The 24,118-nt window shown below is 75.6% G+C and carries 18 protein-coding genes and 1 pseudogene; 10 read left to right on the plus strand and 9 right to left on the minus strand.

Annotated elements, in window-relative coordinates; all coding sequences use genetic code 11:
- The first annotated feature begins 56 nt into the window (after window positions 1-56).
- The 7 genes and pseudogenes from KRAD_RS17440 to KRAD_RS17475 all read left to right on the plus strand — a co-directional run bounded on the left by KRAD_RS17440 (window position 57) and on the right by KRAD_RS17475 (window position 7,998).
- On the plus strand, window positions 57-632 hold the full coding sequence (locus KRAD_RS17440; RefSeq protein WP_012086966.1) for a TerD family protein: 576 nt from the start codon (window positions 57-59) through the stop codon (window positions 630-632).
- Between the two features lie 121 nt (window positions 633-753).
- Window positions 754-1,896, plus strand: coding sequence for a DUF475 domain-containing protein (locus KRAD_RS17445; RefSeq protein WP_012086967.1), 1,143 nt, complete (start codon window positions 754-756; stop codon window positions 1,894-1,896).
- Between the two features lie 59 nt (window positions 1,897-1,955).
- Window positions 1,956-2,795: a hypothetical protein gene (locus KRAD_RS17450; RefSeq protein ID WP_012086968.1), complete on the plus strand. Its 840-nt coding sequence runs from the start codon at window positions 1,956-1,958 to the stop codon at window positions 2,793-2,795.
- Between the two features lie 34 nt (window positions 2,796-2,829).
- On the plus strand, window positions 2,830-3,408 hold the full coding sequence (locus KRAD_RS17455) for a TerD family protein (RefSeq protein WP_012086969.1): 579 nt from the start codon (window positions 2,830-2,832) through the stop codon (window positions 3,406-3,408).
- 15 nt (window positions 3,409-3,423) lie between these two features.
- The gene (locus tag KRAD_RS17460; protein ID WP_012086970.1) at window positions 3,424-4,641 is read left to right on the plus strand and encodes an HpcH/HpaI aldolase/citrate lyase family protein; all 1,218 of its coding nucleotides are present in this window, start codon (window positions 3,424-3,426) and stop codon (window positions 4,639-4,641) included.
- Window positions 4,638-7,174 (plus strand): annotated as a pseudogene (locus KRAD_RS27840) (phosphoribosyltransferase). The gene KRAD_RS17460 and the pseudogene KRAD_RS27840 overlap by 4 nt, the downstream one beginning before the upstream one ends.
- Window positions 7,171-7,998, plus strand: a complete 828-nt coding sequence (locus tag KRAD_RS17475) for an HAD family hydrolase (RefSeq protein ID WP_012086973.1) — start codon at window positions 7,171-7,173, stop codon at window positions 7,996-7,998. The pseudogene KRAD_RS27840 and the gene KRAD_RS17475 overlap by 4 nt, the downstream one beginning before the upstream one ends.
- A 7-nt stretch (window positions 7,999-8,005) precedes the next feature.
- On the opposite strand, the gene KRAD_RS24560 is transcribed toward KRAD_RS17475, so the two are convergent.
- From KRAD_RS24560 to KRAD_RS17495, 4 genes are all read right to left on the minus strand, one after another.
- On the minus strand, window positions 8,006-8,557 hold the full coding sequence (locus KRAD_RS24560) for a hypothetical protein (protein WP_012086974.1): 552 nt from the start codon (window positions 8,555-8,557) through the stop codon (window positions 8,006-8,008).
- A 118-nt stretch (window positions 8,558-8,675) separates the two neighbouring features.
- Window positions 8,676-9,503: an alpha/beta fold hydrolase gene (locus KRAD_RS17485; protein ID WP_012086975.1), complete on the minus strand. Its 828-nt coding sequence runs from the start codon at window positions 9,501-9,503 to the stop codon at window positions 8,676-8,678.
- On the minus strand, window positions 9,500-10,600 hold the full coding sequence (locus KRAD_RS17490; RefSeq protein ID WP_012086976.1) for a PLP-dependent cysteine synthase family protein: 1,101 nt from the start codon (window positions 10,598-10,600) through the stop codon (window positions 9,500-9,502). The genes KRAD_RS17485 and KRAD_RS17490 overlap by 4 nt, the downstream gene beginning before the upstream one ends.
- 47 nt (window positions 10,601-10,647) lie before the next feature.
- Entirely contained in the window at window positions 10,648-12,330 is a 1,683-nt protein-coding gene (locus tag KRAD_RS17495; RefSeq protein ID WP_012086977.1) for a glycoside hydrolase family 13 protein, read from the minus strand.
- A gap of 90 nt (window positions 12,331-12,420) precedes the next feature.
- Here KRAD_RS17495 and KRAD_RS17500 point away from each other — a divergent pair, with 90 nt between their 5' ends.
- The gene (locus KRAD_RS17500) at window positions 12,421-13,677 is read left to right on the plus strand and encodes an ROK family transcriptional regulator (RefSeq protein WP_049821265.1); all 1,257 of its coding nucleotides are present in this window, start codon (window positions 12,421-12,423) and stop codon (window positions 13,675-13,677) included.
- 6 nt (window positions 13,678-13,683) lie between these two features.
- Here KRAD_RS17500 and panB read toward each other — a convergent pair whose 3' ends face one another.
- Window positions 13,684-14,514, minus strand: coding sequence for a 3-methyl-2-oxobutanoate hydroxymethyltransferase (gene panB / locus KRAD_RS17505; protein ID WP_012086979.1), 831 nt, complete (start codon window positions 14,512-14,514; stop codon window positions 13,684-13,686).
- Window position 14,515: 1 nt separating this feature from the next.
- On the minus strand, window positions 14,516-16,315 hold the full coding sequence (locus KRAD_RS17510; RefSeq protein WP_012086980.1) for an NAD+ synthase: 1,800 nt from the start codon (window positions 16,313-16,315) through the stop codon (window positions 14,516-14,518).
- A 170-nt stretch (window positions 16,316-16,485) separates the two neighbouring features.
- Between KRAD_RS17510 and KRAD_RS17515 the strand changes: the two genes are divergently transcribed.
- Both KRAD_RS17515 and KRAD_RS17520 read left to right on the plus strand, forming a co-directional pair.
- Window positions 16,486-17,829: a glutamine synthetase family protein gene (locus KRAD_RS17515; RefSeq protein ID WP_012086981.1), complete on the plus strand. Its 1,344-nt coding sequence runs from the start codon at window positions 16,486-16,488 to the stop codon at window positions 17,827-17,829.
- Window positions 17,826-21,017 carry a bifunctional [glutamine synthetase] adenylyltransferase/[glutamine synthetase]-adenylyl-L-tyrosine phosphorylase gene (locus tag KRAD_RS17520; protein WP_012086982.1) on the plus strand — a complete coding sequence of 1,064 codons (3,192 nt, stop codon included), beginning with the start codon at window positions 17,826-17,828 and terminating at the stop codon, window positions 21,015-21,017. Before KRAD_RS17515 ends, KRAD_RS17520 begins: the two co-directional genes overlap by 4 nt.
- A gap of 25 nt (window positions 21,018-21,042) precedes the next feature.
- Here KRAD_RS17520 and fgd read toward each other — a convergent pair whose 3' ends face one another.
- The 3 genes from fgd to KRAD_RS24565 all read right to left on the minus strand — a co-directional run bounded on the left by fgd (window position 21,043) and on the right by KRAD_RS24565 (window position 23,977).
- On the minus strand, window positions 21,043-22,056 hold the full coding sequence (gene fgd, locus KRAD_RS17525; protein ID WP_012086983.1) for a glucose-6-phosphate dehydrogenase (coenzyme-F420): 1,014 nt from the start codon (window positions 22,054-22,056) through the stop codon (window positions 21,043-21,045).
- A gap of 90 nt (window positions 22,057-22,146) precedes the next feature.
- Window positions 22,147-22,980, minus strand: coding sequence for a right-handed parallel beta-helix repeat-containing protein (locus KRAD_RS17530; RefSeq protein ID WP_012086984.1), 834 nt, complete (start codon window positions 22,978-22,980; stop codon window positions 22,147-22,149).
- Window positions 22,981-23,059: 79 nt separating this feature from the next.
- Window positions 23,060-23,977: a discoidin domain-containing protein gene (locus KRAD_RS24565; protein WP_049821266.1), complete on the minus strand. Its 918-nt coding sequence runs from the start codon at window positions 23,975-23,977 to the stop codon at window positions 23,060-23,062.
- Window positions 23,978-24,118 lie beyond the last annotated feature (141 nt).

Here is a 24,118-nt window from a genome sequence, read left to right on the forward strand (position 1 = left end):
GGGCCCACCGCAAGCGGTCACACCACCGAACGCAGCGACGAAACGGAGCGAACACCATGGGCGTCAGCCTCAGCAAGGGCGGCAACGTCTCCCTCACCAAGGAAGCGCCGGGGATGACCAAGGCCGTCATCGGCCTGGGCTGGGACGCGAACTCCTTCACCGGCTCGGAGTTCGACCTCGACGCGCAGGCCATCATGGTCGGCGCGAACGGCAAGGTCCCCAGTGACGGCTACTTCGTCTTCTTCAACCAGCTGAAGTCCCCCGAGGGCTCCGTGGAGCACACCGGCGACAACCGCACCGGTGAGGGCGACGGCGACGACGAGAAGATCAACGTCGACCTCAGCCTCGTGCCCGCCGAGATCGAGAAGATCGTCTTCACCGTCGCCATCTACGACGCCGACACCCGCAAGCAGTCCTTCGGGCAGGTGCGCAACGGCTTCATCCGCGTGGTCAACAGCGAGGGCGGCACCGAGGTCGCCCGCTACGACCTCACAGAGGACGCCTCCACCGAGACCGCGATGGTCTTCGGCGAGCTGTACCGCAACGGGTCGGACTGGAAGTTCCGCGCCGTCGGCCAGGGCTACGCCGACGGTCTGCGCGGCATCGCGACCGACTTCGGCGTCAGCGTCTGACGCACTCCACCGCGCACCGTCCCCGGCCGGGGACGGTGCGCGTTCGCACGTCGTCCGCACGGCGGTGAGTAGGGTTCGAGGTCCGGCCCGCACGGGCTCCGCATGAACAGGAAGCTGACAGGTGATCCTCAAGACCTACCGCTGGTCCTTCGTCGTGACGGCCCTGGGGCTGGTGCTCGCCGCCTGGTACGGGCTGTCGGCCCACCTGGGCATCGGGCAGGCGATCGCCCTCGTCCTGATCCTCTCGATCCTCGAGATCAGCCTCTCGTTCGACAACGCCGTGGTGAACGCGACCATCCTGGAACGGATGAGCGACTTCTGGCGGAAGATCTTCCTGTCCGTCGGCATCATCATCGCCGTCTTCGGCATGCGGCTGGTCTTCCCCATCGTGCTGGTCAGCGTGACCGCCGGGCTGGGGCCGATCGAGGTCATCCGCCTCGCCCTCGAGGGCGGTGACCCGGAGACCCCGGGCACGTACGGCTACGAGCTGCACGAGGCCCACCCCACCATCGCCTCCTTCGGCGGCATGTTCCTGCTCATGCTCTTCCTCAACTTCATCTTCGGGGAGAAGGAGCACCACTGGCTCGGGCCGATCGAGCGCGCCCTGGAGAAGGTCGGCAAGCTCGACTACGTCCAGGTCATCGTGGCCGGCGCCGTGCTCCTCGTGGTGGCCGAGACCTTCGCCACCGAGCACGGCCGGACCGTCCTGGCCTCGGGTCTGGCGGGCATCGTGACCTACCTGCTCGTCAACGGCCTCGGCGAGCTGTTCAACGTCGAGGACCACGTCGAGCACGAGGACCCCGCCACCACCTCGGCCGGCACCACGGCCTCCGGCGTCAACGGCCCCAGCGGGGCGGCCCGGGCCACCGGCAAGGCGGCGTTCTTCCTCTTCCTGTACCTCGAGGTCCTCGACGCCTCGTTCTCCTTCGACGGGGTCATCGGCGCCTTCGCCATCACCTCCGACCCGGTGATCATCGCCATCGGCCTCGGCGTCGGCGCCATGTACATCCGGTCGATGACCGTGCACCTGGTGGAGGAGGGCACCCTCGCCCAGTACCCCTACCTGGAGAACGGCGCCCTGTGGGCCATCGGCGCCCTCGCGGTGATCCTGCTGCTGAGCATCGAGGTGGAGATCCCCGAGGTCGTCACCGGCCTCATCGGGCTGGCCTTCATCGTGGCCTCGCTCATCAGCTCCATCCGGTACAACCGGGCCCACCCCGAGGAAGCCCACGTCGAGCAGCACCACGCGGCGCAGCCGGGCTGATCCGCCGAGCGGGACGGAGCGGGGGCGGGGGGTCGGCGGGCTGAGCAGGAGGGCGAGCGGTGAGCGGCGGGACGAACGCGCGGCCGGCGGAGGAGGTCCACAACTTCCTCGGCCGGCCCGGGCCGCGGCGCAGCCGGCGCACGCTGGCCGACCACCTGCAGCCCCCCCGCCCCCGCCCGGTGGTCACCACCCCGGCCCCGCCCGCTCCGCCGCCCGCGGCGCGGGTCGCGCCCCCCGCCCCGGCGCGGGTCGCGGCCCCCGCCCCGGTCGTCGCCGTCGGGCAGGCCCGGGCCAGCGAGCGCCGGGTCGTCCTCGACGACGAGCGCCCCACCGCCACGATCCCCGCGGCCGAGCGGGCCTCGGGGACCCTGCGCATCACCCTGCGCTGGGAGCGGCAGGTCACCGCCGCCGGTCTGCACCGTTCCACCGACGTCCACCTCGGGTGCCTCTGGGAGACCCGGGACCGTCACGCGGGTGCGCTGCAGTCCCTGGGTGACCTGCTCGCCGCCCCCGGCTTCGGCGCCCGCCAGGTCCTGCGGCTGGGACCGCGCAGCGAGCAGGACGGCGAGGAGGTCCTCGCCGACGCCGCCCACCTGAGCCTGATGCGCCGGATGGTCCTGTACGTCTACGCCGTCGGGCCCAACCCCCCGGACTACCGGCGGCTGGCCCCGCACCTGACCCTCGCCCGCCGCGGCGGGGGCACCCTGCAGATGTGGGCGGGCGAGCCGCCCCCGGGGGCGCGCACCTGCGTCATCGCCTCCGTGCACGACGTCGGCGGCGACCTCGTCGTCCGCCGCGAGGACGAGTTCCTCCCCGGGACCGCGCGCGACGTCGCGCTCGCGTACGGGTTCGACGACCTCGACTGGAACTCCGAGGGCACCGTCCCGCGTCCTTCCTGAGCACACCCCATCCACCACGAGAGAGGGGCCCACCGTGGCCGTCAGTCTGAACAAGGGCCAGAAGCTGTCGCTGGAGAAGTCCGGCGGGGGCAGCCTCACCCGCGTCTTCATGGGCCTGGGCTGGGACGCCGTGGCCAAGGGCCTGTTCCGCAAGAAGGCCGTCGACATCGACCTCGACGCGAGCGTGCTGCTCTTCGACGCGCAGCGCCGGCTGGTCGACGAGGTGTGGTTCCAGCAGCTGCGCAGCAAGGACGGGTCCGTCGTCCACAGCGGCGACAACCTCACCGGCGAGGGGGAGGGCGACGACGAGGTCGTCCACATCGACCTGCCCGCGGTGCCGGCCCAGGTGCAGACCCTCGTCTTCACGGTGTCCAGCTTCACCGGCCAGGACTTCTCCCAGGTCCAGAACGCCGTCTGCCGCCTCGTCGACGCCGCCCAGCCGCAGCCGGTCGAGCTCGCCCGCTACGAGCTGTCCGACGCCGGACCGCACACCGCGCAGATCATGGCCAAGCTCACCCGCGAGGGCAGCGGCTGGGCCATGACGGCCATCGGCGCACCCGCCCAGGGCCGCCACATCCGCGACCTCCGCGACGCCGTCGCCGCCCACGTCTGAGCCGCTGAGCCCAGCGTGCGGCACTTCAGCACCCTCGACGCGGAGCGGGAGCGGGACCTCTTCCTCCACCCCCCGCGACCGGTCGACGTCACCGCCGGGCGCGACGAGCTCGCCGTCGCGCTCGGCGCCACGCTGTACTGCCCCGCGACCCGCGAGCGCCTGGCGGGGGACCTGCTGCGGCTGGCCCGCCGCGGGGTCCTCTCGGCCGTGGCGTGCCTGGAGGACTCCGTCCCCGACCACCGCGTCGCCGAGGCCGAGGAGATCCTCGTCCGCGAGCTCGCCGGCCTGGCCCGCACCCCCGAGTGGCGCGACGGGGCGCCCCTCATGCTCTTCGTGCGGGCCCGGACCCCGCAGCAGCTGCTGCGCGTCGTCGAGCGCAGCGGCGTCGGGCTGGACTGCCTGACGGGGTTCGTCGTCCCCAAGTTCGGGGGCGGCGGGCAGCCCTCCCCGGACGAGTGGCTGGAGGCGGTCAGCACCGCCTCCGAGCGGGCGGGGCGGCGGATGTGGGCCATGCCGGTCCTGGAGAGCCGCGACGTCGCGCACCTGGAGACCCGCCGCGAGGCGCTGTTCGCCATCCGCGACGTGCTCGACGCCCACCGCGAGGTCGTCCTCGCCGTGCGCACCGGGGCCACCGACCTCTCCGCCGCCTACGGGCTGCGCCGGCCCCGGGGGGCCACCGTGTGGGACGTCCGGGTCGTGGCCGACGTCCTCGGCGACGTCATCAACGTCCTGGGCCGCGCCGACGGCAGCGGCTACCCCATCACCGCCCCCGTGTGGGAGCACTTCTCCTCCGGGGAACGGGTCTTCCGCACCTCCCTGGCGGCCCGGCCGTTCGCGGAGTCCGGGTCGGTGGGCCTGCGCGAGCAGCTCATCACCGACGACCTCGACGGCCTCGTGCGCGAGCTCGTCCTCGACCGCGTCAACGGGTTGCAGGGCAAGACCGTCATCCACCCCTCCCACGTCGCCGTCGTCCACGCCACGTCGGTGGTCACGCACGAGGACTTCTGCGACGCCTCCGACGTCGTGGCCCAGCACGGGGGCGGGGCGATGGCCTCGACCTACCGGAACAAGATGAACGAGGCCGGCCCCCACCGGGTCTGGGCCGAGCGCGTCCTGGCCCGCGCCCGCGCCTTCGGAGTGGCCCGCGAGGACACCACCTACGTCCACCTGCTCCAGGCGCAGGACGACGCCTGGCGCGCCTTCACCCGCTCACCGGAAGGGGCCCGCGCGTGAACCGCGTCGTCCCGCACGCCCCCGCCCGCACCCGGTGGGTCGCCGAGCGGCTCGGCGTGCACCTGGACGGGCCCGCCGGCGCCGACGGCCTCACCGTCCACGACCTGCTCGGCCTCGCCCTGCGGCGCAACCCCCGGCGCGCGCACCTGCTGGTCAGCGAGGTCCTCGGCAAGCACGTGCCCACCGACCCGCGGCTGGTGCGGGCGGCCGGGGCGCGCCTGGGCGGTCTCGTCGCCGACGTCCTCGGGGTGCCCGACGCCCCCGGGCCCGACGCCGGCACCTGGCGGGCGGCGCTGGCCGGTGACGAGCTCGCCACCGCCGCGGTGGCCGCCGGCGTGCAGCGCGCCCCGGCCCGCCCCGACGCCCTCGTCGTCGGCTACGCCGAGACCGCCACCGGGCTCGGGCAGACCGTCGCCGACGCCCTCGGCTGCGCCGGGCTGCACTCCACCCGCCGCGCGGTGCCCGGCGCCCTCGACTACGCCGGTTTCGAGGAGGAGCACTCCCACGCCACCGGGCACCGGCTGCTGCCGCGCGACCCCGCCGTCCTCGCCGCCCTCGCCGACCCGACCGCCCCGGTCGTCCTCGTCGACGACGAGCTCTCCACGGGACGCACCGTCGCGAACACCCTGCGGGCGCTGCACGCCCGCTCCCCGCACCGGCACTACGTGGTGGCCGGTCTGGTCGACGTGCGCGCCGAGGCCGACCGGGCCCGCCTCGACGGGCTCGGCGCGGAGCTGGGGGCCCGCGTGGACGTGGTCAGCCTGGCGCGCGGCGTCGTGGACCTGCCCCCCGACGTGCTCGCCCGCGGGGCGGACCTCGTCGCGGGGGTGGCTCCGGTCGTCCCCGCGGCGGGTGCTCCCGCCGACGCGGTGCCGGTGCGGGTGGACTGGCCGAGCGGGGTCCCCACCACCGCCCGCTTCGGCACCGCGCCCGCCCACGCGGAGCTGCTCGCCGGCGCCGACCTCGTGCGGCACCTGCTGCCGGAGGTGCGCACCGACGCCGAGGTCCTCGTCCTGGCCTCCGAGGAGCTCCTGCACGCCCCGCTGGCCGTGGCCTGCCAGCTCGCCGCCCGCCACCCCGGGCGGGTGCGGTTCTCCTCCACGACGCGCTCGCCGGTGCTGGCCGTCGACGACCCCGGGTACGCGGTGCGCAGCTCGGTGGCCTTCACCTCCCACGACCCGGCCGTGGACGGCCCGGGGACCCGCTACGCCCACAACGCGGCCCGCGAGGGGGGCTGGGACGCGATCGTCCTCGTCGTCGACTCCGCCTCCGCGCCCACCGCGCTGCACGCCCCGGACGGCGTCCTCGCGGCGCTGGCCCCGCTCGCGTCGCGGCTGCTGCTCGTCACCCTGCCCGCCGACACCTGGAGCCCCCGGTGACCTCGTCCACGGAACTGCCCACGCCCCTGTCGGGCCCGCGGTTCTCCTCCTACCTGCCCGACGAGGTGAGCTGGCTGCTCAGCGACCTGTCCGGGGTGGAGCTGGAGGCCCCGGCCGAGGAGCGCGAGGAGGCCATCCAGAGCGGCGGGGCGCACTACGCGGAGTCGCTGCCGGTGGAGTACCAGCCGAGCGCGGAGTACCAGCGGCTGTTCGCCGACGCCCTGGACCGCACGGCCCGCCGGGTGGCCCTCGGGGTGGGGGTGGTGGCCGAGCTGCTGCGGGCCGAGCGGGGGGAGGAGCTCCTGCTCGCGTCCCTGGCCCGGGCCGGGACCCCGGTGGGGATCCTGCTGCGCCGCTGGGGGCTGCGCGCCGGGCTGCACTGGCCGCACGTCGCGGTGTCCATCGTGCGCGGGCGCGGCATCGACGAGGTCGCGCTGCGCTGGATCGCCGCCCACCACGACCCCTCCGCGGTCGTCTTCGTCGACGGCTGGACCGGCAAGGGGGCGATCGTGCGGGAGCTGTCCGCCGCGCTGGCCCGCTTCCCCGGCTTCAGCGACGACCTCGCCGTGCTGGCCGACCCCGGCCACTGCGTGCGCACCTTCGGCACCCGCGAGGACTACCTCATCCCCTCGGCGTGCCTGAACTCCACGGTGTCGGGGCTGGTGAGCCGGACGGTCCTGAACGAGCGGCTGCTGGCCCCGGGCCGGTTCCACGGGGCGAAGTTCTACGCCGACCTCGCCCCCGTCGACGCGTCGAACCGGTTCCTGGACGTGGTGAGCTCCTGGTTCGACGACGTCGCCCCGGAGGTCCCGGCGGCGGTGGCGGTGGTGCGCGCGCAGGACCGCACGGCCACCTTCACCGGCTGGGCCGAGGTCGAGCGGGTCAGCGAGCACTACGACATCGGCGACGTGAACCTCGTCAAACCCGGGGTGGGGGAGACGACCCGGGTGCTGCTGCGCCGGGTCCCGTGGCGGGTCCTGGTGCGCCCGGAGGCGGAGCTGCGCCACCCCGACGACCTCGCCCACGTGCGGTTGCTGGCCGCGCAGCGCGGGGTGGTCGTGGAGGAGGTGCCGGGGCTGTCCTACTCCGCGATCGGGTTGATCCACCCGCGATTCACCCGGGGGGCGACCGGCGCCGACGGGCGGGCGGTGTGAGCGGGGGGAACGGCCTGCTGGCCGCCAGCGACCTCGACCAGACGCTGGTGTTCTCCGCCCGCTCGGCCGGGGTGGACGTGGCCGGGCTCGTCGAGGTCGAGGAGTACGAGGGGCGGGTCATCTCCTACGTGACCCCCGCGGCGTGGGCGCTGCTCGGGGACCTGGTGGCGTCGGGGCGCTTCCTGCCCGTCACCACGCGGACCCCGGAGCAGTACGCGCGGATCCGCTGGCCGGGAGCTGCGCCGCGGTACGCGGTGTGCGCCAACGGCGGGGTGCTGCTGGTCGACGGCGCCCCGGACGCGGCGTGGGCGCAGGTGGTGCGGGACCGGTTGTCCGGCTGCGCCCCCCTGGCGCAGGTGCACGCGGAGCTGGCGCGGCTGGCCGGGGAGCTCGTCACCGCGGTCCCGGGCTCGGAGGACCCCGCGGTGCGCAGCGTCCCGGGGTTGTTCGGCTACCTCGTCCTGCGCGAGGGGCAGCGCCCGGAGCTGGAGGGGACCCGCCTCGGGGACCTCACCGTGCGGCTGGACGGCTGGGGCTACGCGGTGTCCCTGCAGGGCCGCAAGCTCTACGCCGTCCCGCGCCCGCTGACGAAGTCGGCGGCCGTCGCGGAGGTGGTGTCCCGTCGCGGCGCCACGGGCTTCGTCTCCGCCGGGGACTCGCTGCTCGACGTGGACCTGCTCGTCGCCGCCCGCGCGGCGCGCCGCCCCCGCCACGGGGAGCTGCTGCGGGCCGGCTGGGAGCACCCCGGGGTGGAGCTCACCGCCGCGACCGGCGCGGCGGCGGGGGAGGAGATCGCGCGCTGGCTGGCCGGCGCCGTCGGCTGACGCGCCCCTACCGGCCCGCCCGCGCGGGGTCCTCGCGCGCGCGGTGGCGCAGGGCGGCGAGCGCCCCCGCCGCGGCGAGCAGCCACGTCGCGGCCCGGGCCGCCACGGCCACCGGGTCGCCCGCCGGCCCCGGTGGCAGGACGAGCGCCTCCAGCGCCGCCCCGAGCGGGACGAGGAGCCGCGCGAGCAGGCCGAGGGGGCCGGGGTCGCGCACCCGGGACCCGAGGAACCCCAGCACCGGGCAGACCAGCAGGCTCGCCGCCCACCAGGTCGCGTCCCCGCGCAGCGTGGCCGCCGGCGGCACCGCGCGCAGCAGCGCGTCGGCGAGGGCGAACGCGAGCAGGGCCGCGCTCGTCGCCAGCCACCCGGCCGCGGCCGCGCGCCGCGGCGTCCGCACGAGCGCACCGGTGAGGACGGCGAGCCCCGCCCAGGCCCACCCCGCGTTGAGCAGGGAACCGCCGAACCGGGCCCCCGGGGAGGAGGAGAGGTCGAGCGCGGCGTTCAGGGCGCCGAAGCCCGTGGCGAGCGCGAGGACGACCGGCGGTCGGGAGGAGGGCACCCTCCGATGCTGGCCACGACCGGGGACGGGCGGGGACGGTGGGCGCCGTCGGTGCAGGATCGGCGGACCCTTCTCCCGGGACCTCCACCGGAGCTCCCGGGACCTCCACCGGAGGGCCTCAGGCCAGGTGGGCCAGGACCGCGGCCAGGGCGCCGGGGGCCTCGGTGAGCACCGAGAGGTGGCTCGCGCCGGGGACCACCCGCAGCGTCGACCCGGGCACGAGCGCGGCGAGCCGGTGGGCGTGGCCGACGGGGACGACGCGGTCGGCCTCCCCGTGCAGGAGGTGGACGGGCACGGTGGTGCCGGCGGGGTCGAAGCCCCAGGGCCGCACGTGGGCGAGGTCGTCGTCGACGAGCCCGCCGTCGCCGTTCGCGGTGGCGGCCTGCACGACCGGCCCGAACCACCCCCACGGGCCCTCGAGGAGGGCCCAGTCCTCGGGGGTGAAGTCGATCCCGCCGGAGCCGGCGGCCTGGAACTCCTCCTTCGCCGCCCGTCCCGCCACCGCGGCGCCCAGGCTCGCCCGCCCGGCGGGCCCGAGACCCTCGAACCAGCCCGGCGTGCCGTCGTAGGGGGCCAGACCGGAGACGGACAGGGCGGCGGCCACCCGCCCGGGCAGCAGCGCGGCGCAGGCCAGGGCGTGCGACCCCCCGCCGGAGTGGCCCACGCTCACGCACCGCTCGACGCCGAGGTGGTCCAGCACCGCGACGACGTCGCCGACGACGCTCGCGACGTTCCGGCCCGGGCGGCGGGGCGAGTCGGCGTAGCCGGGGCGGTCCACCCCGATCCAGCGGACCCCCGGTTCCAGCAGCGGGGCGGGCGGCTCGCCGGTGTTCGGGGTCCCGCCGTGCCAGAGCACGACGGGTCCCGGCCCGCCGGTGTCGTGGGCGTGCAGCACGCGGCCGCCGGGCAGGGGGACCTCGACGGGGTGCGTGCTCGCCGCGCTCACCCGAACAACGGTGCCAGCACCGCCCGGGCGGACGCCAGGTCCAGACCGCGCCGTTCGACCCAGTCGTCGGAGTAGTAGGTGTCCAGGTAGCGGTTGCCCTCGTCGCAGACGAGGGTCACCACCGACCCGGCGCGCCCGGCCCGGCGCATCCGGTCCACCAGCCGCAGCGCCACCGCGAGGTTGGTGCCGGTGGAGGCCCCGGCCCGGATCCCGGTGCGCTCGAACAGCATCCGCATCGCGGCGACGGACTCCGCGTCGGGGACGGTGAACGCCTCGTCCACGACCGCGGGGACGAAGGAGGGTTCCACCCGGGGCCGCCCGATCCCCTCGATGCGCGAACCGGGACCCGTCAGCGCGCGGGAACCGGTGCGCCAGGCCTCGGCGAACACCGACCCCTCCGGGTCGGCCAGGGCCAGGCGCGTCGCGTGCTTCTGGTAGCGGCAGTAGCGCCCGATGGTGGCGCTCGTCCCCCCGGTGCCGGCGCCCACCACGATCCACTCCGGCTCCGGGTGGGGTTCCAGGGCCATCTGCTCGAAGATCGAGCAGGCGATGTTGTTGTTCCCGCGCCAGTCGGTGACGGTGGAGGCCGTGGCGAACTGGTCGAAGTAGTACCACCCGTCCTGGGCCCCGAGCTCCTCGGCGGCCGCGTACACCTCGCCGGGGTCGTCGACGAGGTGCAGGCGGCCGCCCTGGCCGGTGATGAGGTCGAGCTTGGCCACCGAGGTCTGCGCGGGGACCACGGCGACGAAGTCCAGGCCGAGCATGCGGGCGAAGTACGCCTCGGACACGGCCGTGGACCCGCTGGAGGCCTCGACCAGCGTCGTGTCCGGCCCGATCGCGCCGTTGGCGAGGCCGAAGAGGAACAGCGACCGGGCGAGGCGGTGCTTGAGCGAGCCCGTCGGGTGGACGGACTCGTCCTTGAGGTAGAGCTGCACCTCCCACTCCGCGGGGAGGGGGAACACGCGCAGGTGGGTGTCGGCGCTGCGGTTGGCGTCCGCCTCCACCTTGCGCACGGCCCGGTGCACCCAGTCGCGGTGCCCGCGGGCGCCGTCGGGGTCCGGGGCGGGGTCGGCGGGCCGGGGGAGGGGGTGGTCCACCGTCGGATCATGGCACCTCCCCGCGGCCCGCGGCCCGCGCGCGCCCGTCAGTCCGCCGGCAGCAGCCAGACGGTCGTCTCCCCAGGCAGCTCGCCGTCCAGCTCGTCGGCCGGCGCCCCGCTGGAGAGCACCACCCGCCCGGGGGGCAGCGGGACGGCGCGGGTGGTGAAGTTCGTGACGCAGGTCCAGCCGCCGGGGCGGCGGAACCGCACGACGCCCTCGGGGGCGTCCTCGAACACCAGTTCCTCGCCGGTGCGCAGCCGCCGCCGCCAGGCCAGCGCCTCGCGGTAGGCGGAGAGCGTCGAGCGGGGGTCGCGGTCCTGGACGTCGGCGGCGTGGGCGGCGAACCAGGACGGCTGCGGCAGGTGGGAGGGGCCGGGGCCGAAGCCGTGGGAGGGGCCCTCCGCGGTCCAGGGCAGCGGGACGCGGCAGCCGTCGCGGCCCTTGTCGACGTGGCCGGAGCGCAGCCAGGTCGGGTCCTGCAGCACCGCGGCGTCGAGGTCGGCGACCTCGGGCAGCCCCAGCTCCTCGCCCTGGTACAGGTAGGCGCTGCCGGGCAGGGCGAGCAGGAACGCCGTCGCCGCCCGGGCCCGGCGGGCGCCGCGCTCGAGGTCGGGGGCGGGGTCGGTGCCGCCGCTGAGCAGCCACCGCGCCCGGTCGGCCTCGTCCATCCCGTCGGGCAGGCCGTAGCGGCTGACGTGGCGCACGACGTCGTGGTTGGACAGGACCCAGGTGGAGGAGGTGCCGGACTCCGCGGCCAGGCGGAGGTTCTCCTCGACGATCCGCCGGAAGGAGGCGGCGTCGAAGTCGGAACGCAGCAGGTCGAAGTTGAACGCCTGCCCCAGCCCCTCGGGGGAGGCGTAGCGGGCGCGGCGGTGGGTGGCGACCCACGCCTCGGCGACCGCGGTGCGGGGCGGGTCGTACTCGTCGAACACCGCCCGCCAGGCGCGGTAGACCTCGTGGACCTCGTCGCGGTCCCAGAACCGGTGGGCTCCGTCGGGCAGGTCGTCCGCGGCCAGCTCCGCGGCGGAGGGCAGCGGGGAGGACATGTCCTTCACCAGGGCGTGGGCGACGTCGACGCGGAACCCGTCGACCCCGCGGTCGGCCCAGAAGCGCAGCGTGGTGAGGAAGTCCTCGCGCACCTCGGGGTGGTCCCAGTTCCAGTCCGGCTGCTCGGGGGCGAAGGTGTGCAGGTACCACTCCCCGTCGCCGACGGGTTCCCACGCCGGGCCCCCGAAGACGGCCGTCCAGTCGCTGGGCGGCAGCTCGCCGTGCTCGCCGCGGCCGCGGGCGAAGACGTAGCGCTCGCGCTCGGGGGAGCCGGGCCCGGCGGCCAGCGCGTCGCGGAACCAGCGGTGCCGGTTCGAGGAGTGGTTGGGCACGATGTCCACGACGACCTTGATCCCCGCGGCGTGCAGGGTGGCGACCATCTCGTCGAACTGCTCCAGGGTGCCGATGGCGGGGTCGACGTCGCGGTGGTCGTCGACGTCGTAGCCCCCGTCGGCCAGGGCGGAGGGGTAGAAGGGGGAGAGCCACACGGCGTCGACCCCGAGGGAGACCAGGTGCGGGACCCGGGCGGTGATGCCGGGCAGGTCGCCGGTGCCGTCGCCGTTCGAGTCCGCGAAGCTGCGCGGGTAGACCTGGTAGACGACGGCCTGGCGCCACCACGGGTCCGGGGTGGTGGCCGGCGGCGAGGAGGGGGTGGTGGCGTGGTCGAGGAGGTCGGACACGGTCGGGTCTCCAGTGATCGCGATTTGATCCGGGGCTTGAATAAAAGACGTGGTCCGAGTGTGCGGAACGGCTCCCCGGGAGGTCAAGACGTGGCGGACGACAGGTCGGACGACGTGGCGGACGACGTGGCGGTGCCGCGGGTGCGCGACTCCGTCACCCGGCGGTTGCGCGACGACAACGCGCTCGCCGTGCTGCACCACGTGTGGGACCTCGCGGAGGTCCTCACCCCCGCCGAACCCCCCGCCGAGCCCCCCGCCGAGCCCCCCGCCGACGCCCCCGAGGTCACCGCCAGCGACCTCATGCGCGCCACCGGGCTCTCCCGCGCCACCGTCCACGACGTGTGCGACGAGCTCATCGAGCGCGGCTGGCTGGAGGAGCGGCGCACCGCCCGCCCCACCCCCGCCAAGGGCCGCCCCGCGCGCCGCTACGCCCTGCGCGCCGGCGCCGGGGCCGTCGTGGGGGTCGACGCCGGTGCGCACCGCCTCGCCGCCCGGGTCACCGACCTGCGCGGGCGCGTCCTGGGCGAGGCCTCCGCCGTCGTCGAGCACGACGTCGCCCTCGACCCACCGCAGCGGCGGGTCGAGGCCGTCGAGGAGGTCGTCCTCGCCGCGCTGGAGCGCGCGGGCGACCCCCGGGTGCTGGCCCTGGCCGTGGGCGTGCCCGCCCCCGTCGACGCCGACGGCCGGACGGTCTTCACCCGCAACCCCTACTGGGCCTTCATGAACCCCGACCTCGCCGCGGCCCTCACCCGCCGCGGCTGGCCCGCGGTCGTCGACAACGACGCCAACCTCGCCGCCCTCGCCGAGAGCGGGCAGGGGCAGGGGGTCGGGGTCGCGGACCAGGTGACGCTGCTGGCGGGGGAGCGCTTCGGCGCCGGGGTCGTCGCCGGGGGCCGGCTGCTGCGCGGGGCGCGCGGGGGCGCGGGGGAGATGCGCCACCTCGACATCGTCGCCGGGGTGGGCTCGGCCGACGGGTTGGGCAAGGTGCTGCGCGACCTGGCCGGCACCGGCCGCGGCCCCGGCTCCACGGCCCCCGAGGTCGTCGCGGCCGCCGCGGCCGGCGGACTGGTCGCCACCGCGCTGGTGGAGATCGCCGGGCTGCGCCTGACCCGCGTGGTGGTCACCCTGGCCAGCCTGCTCGACCCCGAGCGCGTCGTCGTCGCCGGCGGGATCGCCGACGCGGCGCCGCTGGTCGACGTCGTGAACCGGGAGCTGCCCGCGTTCCTCGACCCGCCGCGGCCCCTCGTGGTCGCCTCGACGCTGGGGCGCGACGTCGTCGCCCTCGGCGCGGTGCGCCGGGCGCTGGACGAGGTGCGCCGCGACGCGCTGGTGCTGACCCTGGTCTGAGCGCCCTCAGAAGGAGTGCTCGGGCCCCGGGAAGGACCCGCCGCGGACCTCCTCGGCGTACTGGCGCGCCGCGTCGGAGAGGGCGGTGCGCACGTCGGCGAACCGCTTGACGAACTTCGCCGTCCGCTCGGACAGCCCCGCGAAGTCCTGCCACACCAGGACCTGCCCGTCGGTCCCGGAGCCCGCCCCGATGCCGACGGTGGGCACGGCCAGGGTGCGGGTGACCTGCGCGGCGACGTCGGCGGGGACCATCTCCATGAGCACCGCGAACGCGCCGGCCTCGGCCAGCGCCCGGGCGTCGGCCAGGACCTGCTCGCCCGCCTCGCCGCGGCCCTGCACCCGGTAGCCGCCGAGGGCGTGCTCGGACTGCGGGGTGAAGCCGATGTGGGCCATGACGGGGATGCCCGCCTCGACGACGGCCCGGACCCGGCCCGCCCGCCGGGCCCCGCCCTCGAACTTCACCGCGTGCGCGCCGCCCTCCTTCATGACCCGCACCGCGGAGGCGACGGCGAGGTCGTCGGAGACCTCGTAGGACCCGAAGGGCAGGTCGGCGACGACGAACGCGTGCGGCGCGCCGGCCACCACGGCCCGCACCAGCGGCAGCAGGTGGTCGAGGGTCACCGGCAGCGTCGTCGGCATCCCGAAGACGGTGTTGGCGGCCGAGTCCCCGACCAGCAGCGCCGGGATGCCGGCCTCGTCGAAGACGGCCGCGGTCATCGCGTCGTAGCTGGTGAGCATCGCCCACTTCTCGCCCGCGTCCTTCCACTGCTGGAAGTGGTGGACGCGGGTGCGGCGCCGGCCCGGGACGGGGGGCGGCGGCTCGGTGGCGTAGGTCATCTCAGTCCTGTCCCAGCGGGCTGTCGGTCTTCACGTCCACCGGGGGCGTGAGCGAGGCCGAGGCGGCGGGCTCGCGCCAGCGGTTGGTGATGGGCAGCCGGCGGTCGCGGCCGAAGGCCTTGTAGGAGATCTTCGGCCCCGGCGCGAACTGCCGCCGCTTCCACTCCGCGCGGTCCACGAGGGTCACCACGGAGTCGACGACGGTGGCGTCGAAACCCGCCTCGAGCATCTCCGCGCGCCCGCGGTCGCCCTCGACGTAGTCCTCGAGGATCGCGTCGAGGACCTCGTAGGGCGGCAGGGAGTCCTGGTCGGTCTGGTCCGGGCGCAGTTCCGCCGAGGGGGGCTTGGTGATGGTGTTCTCCGGGATCGGCGGCTGCTCCCCGCGCGAGAGCGCCTCCGCGTTGCGCCACCGCGACAGCTCCCACACCAGCGTCTTGGGGACGTCCTTGAGCGGGGCGTACCCGCCGACGGAGTCGCCGTACAGCGTCGAGTACCCCACGGCGAGCTCGCTCTTGTTGCTCGTCGCCAGCGTCAGGTGGCCCTCCTGGTTGGCGATGCCCATGATCGTCGTCCCGCGCACGCGCGCCTGCAGGTTCTCCTCCGCCACCCCGCGCAGCGGGACGGTGCCGAGGAACGCCTCGACCATCGGCGCGATCGGGTACTGCCGGTACTCGAACCCGCAGCGGTTCGCGAGGTCCTCGGCGTCGTCCCTGGAGTGCTGGGAGGAGTAGCCCGAGGGCAGCGAGATCCCCAGGACGTTCTCCGGGCCGATCGCGTCGCAGGCCAGCGACGCGACCAGCGCGGAGTCGATGCCGCCGGAGACGGCGACGACCACGGACCGGAAGCCGTTCTTGCGCACGTAGTCCCGCAGCCCCAGGACGAGCGCGCCGTGGACCTCGGCCACGTCGGGCAGGGGCTGGAGGACCTCCGACGCGCGCGGCTCGTAGGCGGGGACGGCCTCGGCGGTGACGGTGACCCGCTGGACGTGCTCCTCCCAGCCGGGGGTCGTGACCCCCGCCGGCAGGTCGAGGTCGGTGACGACCAGCGCCTCCCGGAACTGCGGGCCGCGGGCCAGCACGGTGCCCCCGGCGGCGACCACGAGGGAGTCGCCGTCGAAGACGAGCTCGTCCTGGCCCCCCACGGCGTTGACGTAGGCGATGGGGCAGCCGGCCTCGGCGGCGCGGCGCGCGACCAGCTCCAGGCGGACGTCGTCCTTGTCGCGCTCGTAGGGGGAGGCGTTGAGCACCGCGAGCAGCCCGGCGCCGGCGTCGCCGGCCATCTGCACCGGTCCGCCGTCCTGCCAGAGGTCTTCGCAGATCGCCACGGCCACGTCGACCCCACGGACCCGCACGACCAGCAGGTCGTCGCCGGGCACGAAGATGCGGTACTCGTCGAAGACGCCGTAGTTGGGCAGGTGGTGCTTGGCGTAGCGCGCCACCACGCGGCCCCCGTGCAGCACCGCCGCGCAGTTCTGCGGCAGCCTGCGCGGACCCCCCGCGCCCGGGCGGGCGTCCTCGCCGACCCGGTCCACGTAGCCCACGACGACGGTCACGTCGCCGAACCCGTCGTCGGCCAGCCGGCGCGCCAGCCGCCCCACCGCCCGCCGGGAGGCGTCGACGAAGGAGGTGCGCAGCGCGAGGTCCTCCACCGGGTACCCGGTGACGGCGGTCTCGGGGAACAGCACCAGGTGCGCGCCGTCCTGCGCGGCCCGCCGCGTCCAGTCGAGGATGACCGCGACGTTGCCGTCGAGGTCACCGACCGTCGTGTCGACCTGGGCCATGGCCACCCGCAGCTGAGGCATGGGGCCAGCGTAGTGAGCGCCCGCGACGGTGCTCGGGCCGGTGCGCGCGGGGGCCCGGCCCCGGGTGCGGCGGGGTGCGCGCCGGGTCCGGGCCGGTGGTGCGCGATGATGAGCGCGGGGCCGCCGCCGACCGCTGACGGCCCGGCGAGGGACGCGACGGAAGGGCTGCCATGGACCGCCAGCAGGAGTTCGTGCTGCGGACGCTGGAGGAGCGGGACATCCGCTTCGTCCGGCTCTGGTTCACCGACGTCATCGGCACGTTGAAGTCGGTGGCGATCGCGCCCGCCGAGCTCGAGGGGGCCTTCGGCGAGGGGATCGGGTTCGACGGCTCCGCCATCGAGGGCCTGTCCCGGGTGTCGGAGTCCGACATGCTCCTCAAGCCCGAGCCCTCCACGTTCCAGGTGCTGCCGTGGCGCGCCAGCGACGAGCACCAGGGCACGGCCCGCATCTTCTGCGACATCCTCACCCCCGACGGCCAGCCGGCGCGCTCGGACCCGCGCTTCGTGCTCAAGCGGGCCCTGGACCGCGCCGCGCAGCGCGGCTACACCTTCTACACCCACCCCGAGATCGAGTTCTACCTCTTCAAGACCCCCCTCGAACGCGGTGCCGTGCCCGAGCCGGTCGACTACGTCGGCTACTTCGACAACCACCCCGGCAGCACCACCACCGACTTCCGCCGCACGGCCATCTCGACGCTGGAGAGCATGGGCATCTCCGTCGAGTTCAGCCACCACGAGGGCGGGCCGGGGCAGAACGAGATCGACCTGCGCTACGCCGACGCCCTCACCACCGCGGACAACATCATGACCTTCCGCACCGTCCTCAAGGAGGTGGCGCGCGACCAGGACGTCTACGCCAGCTTCATGCCCAAGCCCCTCGCCGGGGAGCCGGGGTCGGGGATGCACACCCACCTCTCGCTCTTCGACGGCGACGCCAACGCCTTCTACGAGGCCGGTGCGGAGTACCAGCTGTCCCGCACCGGGCGGCAGTTCATCGCCGGCATCCTGCGCCACGCCGCCGAGATCACCGCGGTGACCAACCAGTTCATCAACTCCTACAAGCGGTTGTGGTCCGGCGGGGAGGCCCCCAGCTACGTCTGCTGGGGCCACAACAACCGCTCCGCGCTGGTCCGGGTCCCGATGTACAAGCCCTCCAAGGGCCAGTCGGTGCGCATCGAGTACCGCGCGCTGGACTCCGCGGCCAACCCCTACCTCGCCTTCGCGCTGCTGCTCAGCGCCGGGCTGAAGGGCATCGAGGAGGGCTACGACCTGCCCGACGGCGCCGAGGACGACGTGTGGTCGCTCACCGACGCCGAGCGCCGCTCGATGGGCATCGAGCCGCTGCCGCAGAGCCTCGAGCACGCCATCGCCGTCATGGAGCGCTCCGAGCTGGTCGCCGAGACCCTCGGCGAGGGCGTCTTCGACTACTTCCTGCGCAACAAGCGCCAGGAGTGGGCCGACTACCGCGCGCAGGTCACGCCCTTCGAGCTCCAGCGGTACCTGCCCCTGCTGTGAGCACCGCGTCGGGAGGCACCCGGGGGCGGCGCTCCTCCGCCGCCGCGCAGCTGGTCCGGGCCGGGTTCGCCGACCCGGACCGGGCCGCGCGGCTGCTGCGCGACCCGGCGCTGGCCGGTGTCGTCCAGCCGCCGGGGGAGCCCGGGGAGCAGGGCGAGCAGGGGCCCGGCCCCCGCCCCGACCGCGAGTTCACCGGCGGCACCGGCGCGCTGGTGCGGGCCCTGGCCCGCACCGCCGACCCCGACCAGGCCCTGCTGGGCCTGGTCCGGTGGGCCGAGGCCCTCACCGCCGGCCTGGACCGCTCCTCGCCCCCGCACGAGGTCGAGGCGGTCGCGGCCGCGCTGGACCTGCTGCGCAGCGGCGACGCGCCGGACGTCGTCGGGACCCGCGCCCGCCTGCTCGCCGTCCTCGGCGGGTCGGTGGCCCTGGCCGACCACCTCGTGCGCCACCCCGGGCACTGGACGGTGCTGGTCGCCGGCACCTCCCCGGACCCCGGGGAGCTGCGCACCGAGCTCCTCGCCGCCGTGGGGGCCGACGCCGGGGACCCCGCGCCGGTGGCGACGACCGGGCGCGGCGGGCGCACCCCCACCGACGCGCTGCGGGTGGCCTACCGCCGCCGCCTGCTGGGCCTCGCCGGTCGCGACCTCGCCTCCGCGGACCCCCTCGCCGTCCTGCCCACCACCTCCACCGAGCTCGCCGACCTCGCCGCCGCGGCCCTCGAGGCGGCGCTCGCGATCGCCCGCTCCGAGCTGCCCGACCACCCCCCGCAGGACGGCCCGGGTTCCTGGCGCGCCTGCCGGCTGGCCGTCCTCGGGATGGGCAAGACCGGCGGGCGGGAGCTGAACTACCTCTCCGACGTCGACGTCGTGTACGTCGCCGAACCCGCTCCCGGCGCCGCCGAGGACGACGCCCTGGCCGTGGGCGCCAAGCTGGCTGTCGCCCTGCAGCGCATCTGCGCGGAACCCACCGGGGAGGGCGCGCTGTGGGAGGTCGACGCGGCGCTGCGGCCCGAGGGGAAGTCCGGGTCGCTGGTCCGCACCCTGGACAGCCACGTCGAGTACTACCGCCGGTGGGCGAAGACGTGGGAGTTCCAGGCGCTGCTCAAGGCCCGTCCCGTCGCCGGGGACACCGCCCTCGGCTGGGACTACGTGAGCGCCATCGCGCCGATGGTCTGGAGCGCCAGCGAGCGCGAGGGCTTCGTCGCCGACGTGCAGTCGATGCGCCGGCGCGTCGAGGCGCTCATCCCCAGCAAGGAGGCCGACCGCCAGCTCAAGCTCGGCGTCGGCGGCCTGCGCGACGTCGAGTTCAGCATCCAGCTGCTCCAGATGGTCCACGGCCGCACCGACGAGCGGTTGCGGCGCAGCGCCAACACCCTCGAGGCGCTGGAGTCCCTCGCCGCCTACGGCTACGTCGGGCGCCACGACGCGGGCGAGCTCGACCGCGACTACCGCCTGCTGCGCTCGCTGGAGCACCGCATCCAGGTCCACCGGCTGCGCCGCACCCACGTCCTGCCCGTGGGCGAGGACGACCTGCGCCGCCTCGGGCGCTCCCTGGGGCTGCGCCCGGACCCGGTCGCGGCCCTCGACGAGGTGTGGCGCGGCACCCGGCGCGACGTGCGCCGCCTGCACGAGAAGCTGTTCTACCGCCCGCTGCTGACCGCCGTCGCGAAGCTGCCGGCCGCCGACGCCCGCATCGACGCCCAGCTCAGCCCGCAGGCCGCGCGCGAACGCCTCGCCGCCCTCGGCTACCGCGACCCCGCCGGCGCCCTGCGCCACCTCGAGGCCCTCACCGCCGGGGTCAGCCGCCGGGCCAGCATCCAGCGCACCCTGCTGCCGGTCATGCTGGGCTGGATCGCCGACGGCGCCGACCCCGACGCGGGGCTGCTGGCCTTCCGGCAGGTGTCCGAGGCGCTGGCGGGCACCCAGTGGTTCCTGACGATGCTGCGCGACGCCGGCGCCGCCGCCGAGCGGCTGGCCCACGTCCTCGCCGCGGCCCGGATGCCGGTGGAGCTGCTGCTGCGCTCCCCGGAGGCCGTCGCGGTGTTCGCCGACGACGACCGCCTCGCGGCCGAGGACGTCTCGGAGGTCACGGCCGACGCGGAGGCCGCCGCCCGCCGCCGCGACGACGTCGCCGCCGCGGTCCTCGCCGTGCGCGGGGTGCGCCGGCGCGAGCAGTTCCGCACCGTCGTCGCCGACCTCGTCGGGGTGCGCGACCTCGCCGGGGTCGGGCAGGCCCTCAGCGACGCCGACCAGGCCGTCCTGGAGGTGACGCTGCGGGCGAGCGCGCGCGAGGTGGAACGCCGCAGCGGGCAGCCGCTCCCGACCCGGCTCCTCGTGGTCGGCATGGGCCGGCTCGGCGCGGGGGAGACCGGTTACGGCAGCGACGCCGACGTGCTCTTCGTCCACGACCCCCTGCCGGGGGCGGACGAGACGCAGGCCCAGCGGGCGGCCACCGAGGTCGTCGCGGAGCTGCGCCGGCTGCTGGCCGCGCCCGGGCCGGAACCCGCCCTGGAGGTCGACGCCGACCTGCGCCCGGAGGGGCGCAACGGGCCGCTGGTGCGGTCGCTGTCGAGCTACCGGGCCTACTACGAGCGCTGGTCGCTGTCGTGGGAGGCGCAGGCCCTGCTGCGGGCCCGCCCGGTCGCCGGGGACGCCGACCTGGGGGAGGCCTTCCTGGAGCTCGTCGACCCGCTGCGCTGGCCGGCCGGGGGTCTGCCCGAGGCCGACGTGCGCGAGGTGCGGCGCATCAAGGCGCGGGTGGAGGCCGAGCGGCTGCCGCGCGGGGCGGACCCCTCCCGCCACCTCAAGCTCGGCCGCGGCGGGATCTCCGACGTGGAGTGGACCGCGCAGCTGCTGCAGCTGCAGCACGCCCACGAGCACGAGGGCCTGCGGACCACCTCCACCCCCGGCGCCCTGCGCGCGGCGGCGGCCGCCGGTCTGCTCGCCCCCGAGGACGCCGAGGTGCTCCTCACCTCCTGGGACCTCGCCTCGCGCGCCCGCAACGCCGTCGCCCTCTGGCGCGGCAAGCCGGGCGACTCCCTACCCACCCAGGCCCGCGACCTCGACGGCGTAGCGCGCATGTTCGGCTTCGAACCGGGCAGTTCCCGGGAGTTCGAGGAGCTGTACCTGCGCACCACGCGTCGTTGCCGCGCGGTGGTCGAGCGGGTCTTCTACGCCCGGGAACCCTGAACCGCCGCCCCCGGGCCACCGCCGCTCAGGGACGCAGCAGCGGCACCACGTCGGCGCTGAACTGGGTGAGGAACCGGGACTGGTCCTGACCGGGGGCGTGGAAGACGAGGTGGGTGAAACCCGCGTCGACGTAGCCCTGGACGGCCGCCGCGACCTCGGTGGGGTCCGAGGACACGATCCAGCGCTTGGCGACCTGCTCGATGGGCAGCTCGTCGGCCAGGCGGGCCATCTCGATCGGGTCGTGGACGGAGGACTTCTGCTCGGCCGTCAGGGACAGCGGCGCCCAGAAGCGGGTGTTCTCCAGCGCCTGGGCCGGGTCCTCGTCGAAGGACAGCTTGATCTCGATCGTGCGGTCGATCTGGCCCTCGGTGCGCCCCGACGCCTCCAGGCCCTCCCGCAGCGCCGGCAGCAGGGTCTCGGAGTAGAGGTCCATGCCCTTGCCGGAGGTGCAGATGTAGCCGTCGCCGGCGCGCCCGGCGTACTTGGTGACCCCCGGCCCGCCGGCGGCGACGTAGATGGGGACCGGCTGCTCGGGGCGGTCGTAGACGGTCGCGTCGTGGAGGTTGTAGTACTCGCCCTCGAAGGTGACGCGTTCCTCGCTCCAGAGCTGCTTGATGAGGCGGACGGCCTCGCGCAGGCGGGCGAAGCGTTCCCGCGTCTCGGGGAAGGTGACCCCGACGGCGGTCTCGTTGAGGGCCTCGCCGGTGCCGATGCCGAGGATCGCCCGCCCCGGGGCCAGGCAGCCGAGGGTGGCGAAGGCCTGGGCGATGACGGCGGGGTTGTAGCGCAGCGTGGGGGTCAGCACGCTGGTGCCCAGCTGCACCCGGGAGGTCTTCGCCGCGACCCAGGGCAGCCACACCAGGGCCGAGGGGGCGTGGCCGTCGACGTGGCGCCAGGGCTGGAAGTGGTCGGAGATCCAGACCGAGTCCAGGCCCTGCTCCTCGGCCTGCACGGCGAAGTCGGCGAGCTTGCCGGGGGCGAACTGCTCCGCCGACGCCTTGTACCCCAGCTTCAGGGGCTGACCGTGCGTGTCCACCATGGTGCTCCGCCTCTCTCGCGCTGTGGCCCTCACGCTAACCGGCCCCGTCGGCGGGTCCGGGGGCGGGTTCACCGCCCCCGGGCGGACGGCTCAGGACCCGCCGCAGGGGGCGGTGGTCGCGGGGGTGGCGGCGCCGCCCAAGAACCTGCTGCAGGTGAAGACGACCGGGGTCGTCGCGGCGCCGGCGTCCACGACGTTGACCTCGTTGAGGAGGAAGAGGGCCCCCTCCACGGTCGAGGTCCCGCAGTCGTCGGCGAAGAGGGCGGTGCCGCTGTCGGCGACCACCGAGCGGCGCACCTGCAGGGTGGCGGAGGAGCACGCCAGCCCGAGTTCGTTCCCCCGCACCGAGGTGTCGAGCACCGACGCCCGGCCGCCGTCGCGGACGGCCACCGCGACGGGGTTGCGCGCCAGGTCCGAACCCTCGACCGAGACGTCGCCGCCGCCCTCGGCGACGACCCCCCGCGAGTTCGCCCGCACGGTGGCGCGGCGCAGGACGGCCTCGCCGTGGGCCCCCAGCCCGGTGGTGTTGCCCTGCAGGGTGACCCGCTCCACGACGGCCGCGGCCCCCGGGGCCACCGTGACCCCCTCGCCCCAGGCGGTGAGGGTCCCGCCGCGGACGACGACGTCGCGGCCCTGGACCACGACGCCCGACCAGCCGCTGCCGGTGAGGTTGTGCCCGGCCAGGTCGAGCACGACGCCGTCGCCGCGGACGACGAGGCCGTTGCCGCCCTCGGGGCAGTGCAGGTCCCGGGTCAGCGTCGTGGCGGTCGTGATCGTGTCGCCGCAGGCGAGCGGTGGCGGCGCGGCCTGGGCGGTGGCGCCGGACCCGCCGAGGACCGCCAGGGCGGCGAGGGGGCCGGCGGCCCACGCCCTGCGGGCCGGGAACCCGCCACGTCCCCGGGTCTGGTTCGCGCTCGTCCGCACGGTGTGCCACCTCCACGTCGGTACCTGCTGTGTCAGCACTGACAGTACTCACACCACTACTCAACGTGGATGCGGGCGATCACGCGCCGGTGAACCGCACCTCGCTGATCGCCGTCCGGTCGAAGAGGCGACCCGCCCCGGGACGGGTCACCTCGTCCACGGTGAGCGTCGCGGAACTCGTCACCACGGCCGGGACCGGGATCCGCTGCAGGTCGCGCTCGCCGTCGCTCAGCCGCTGCGGCACCGACACCGGACCGGTGGGTCCCTGGAACGTCCACGTGACGGCCAGGACGCGCCGGCCCTGGGGGTAGCGGTCGGTGCCGTCGTGGGGGTCGACCTTCGCGAAACCGTTGATGAGCCCCACCTCGGTGACGCGCACCGGGGCGTCGAAGGTGAAGGTCAGCGACGAACCCGCGGCGCTGCCCTCCGTGCGCCAGGCCGTGGAGGGGTCGGCGTCGAGGACGTTCGCGGCGACGTAGGTGGTCGTGCGCCCCCCGGCGTCGGCGGAGTCCGGGGAACTGCCCGGGGCCGTGACGCGCGCCGGGGTCAGCACCCCCGTCGGGTACACGGGTTCCGGGGTGGGCGGGGGAACCGGGGCGGCGACCGCGGGGGCGGGGGTGGCCGCGGCCACCTCCCGCACCGGGGTGGACGTGGAGGTCGAGGAGGAGGTCGAGGGGGAGGGCGCCGCCACCGGGGTCGTGCTCACGTCGTCGTCCGGGCGCACCAGCCACCAGCCCGCGACGGCCGCGGCGGCCACGACGGCGACCGCCACCCCCGCCACGACCCGCCCCGACCCGTCCTGCCCGCGCCGGGGCGTCCCGCGGCGCTCCGTGCGGGACGGGCCGGGGTCCGGGGCGGGCGCGTGGTGGACGACGGCCAGCCGGTCCGGGGCCGGGCCCGTCCCGCGCGGGGAACCGCAGGTCCAGCAGAAGGTGTCGGCCGCCCGCATCGCGGCGTGGCAATCGGGGCAGGTCGTCGTCGTCGACACGTCGGTCATCCCGTCCTCAGGTCCGCGGAGGAACTCCGGGCGCGGCGACGTCCTGCCACCGAGGGGCCACAAGATACCCCCGGCCACCGCCCCCGGTCAGCACCGCCGGCACGACGCGCGGAGCCCCCGCCCGGGCCGGCCACGGGGGCC

The organism is Kineococcus radiotolerans SRS30216 = ATCC BAA-149, assembly GCF_000017305.1.
GTDB lineage: Bacteria > Actinomycetota > Actinomycetes > Actinomycetales > Kineococcaceae > Kineococcus > Kineococcus radiotolerans.

Coding starts and splice junctions, on each gene's coding strand:
- KRAD_RS17440 (WP_012086966.1), top strand. CDS start 57: ATGGGCGTCAGCCTCAGCAAGGGCGGCAACGTCTCCCTCACCAAGGAA.
- panB (WP_012086979.1), bottom strand. CDS start 14,514: ATGACCTACGCCACCGAGCCGCCGCCCCCCGTCCCGGGCCGGCGCCGC.
- KRAD_RS17510 (WP_012086980.1), bottom strand. CDS start 16,315: ATGCCTCAGCTGCGGGTGGCCATGGCCCAGGTCGACACGACGGTCGGT.
- KRAD_RS17515 (WP_012086981.1), top strand. CDS start 16,486: ATGGACCGCCAGCAGGAGTTCGTGCTGCGGACGCTGGAGGAGCGGGAC.
- fgd (WP_012086983.1), bottom strand. CDS start 22,056: ATGGTGGACACGCACGGTCAGCCCCTGAAGCTGGGGTACAAGGCGTCG.
- KRAD_RS24565 (WP_049821266.1), bottom strand. CDS start 23,977: ATGACCGACGTGTCGACGACGACGACCTGCCCCGATTGCCACGCCGCG.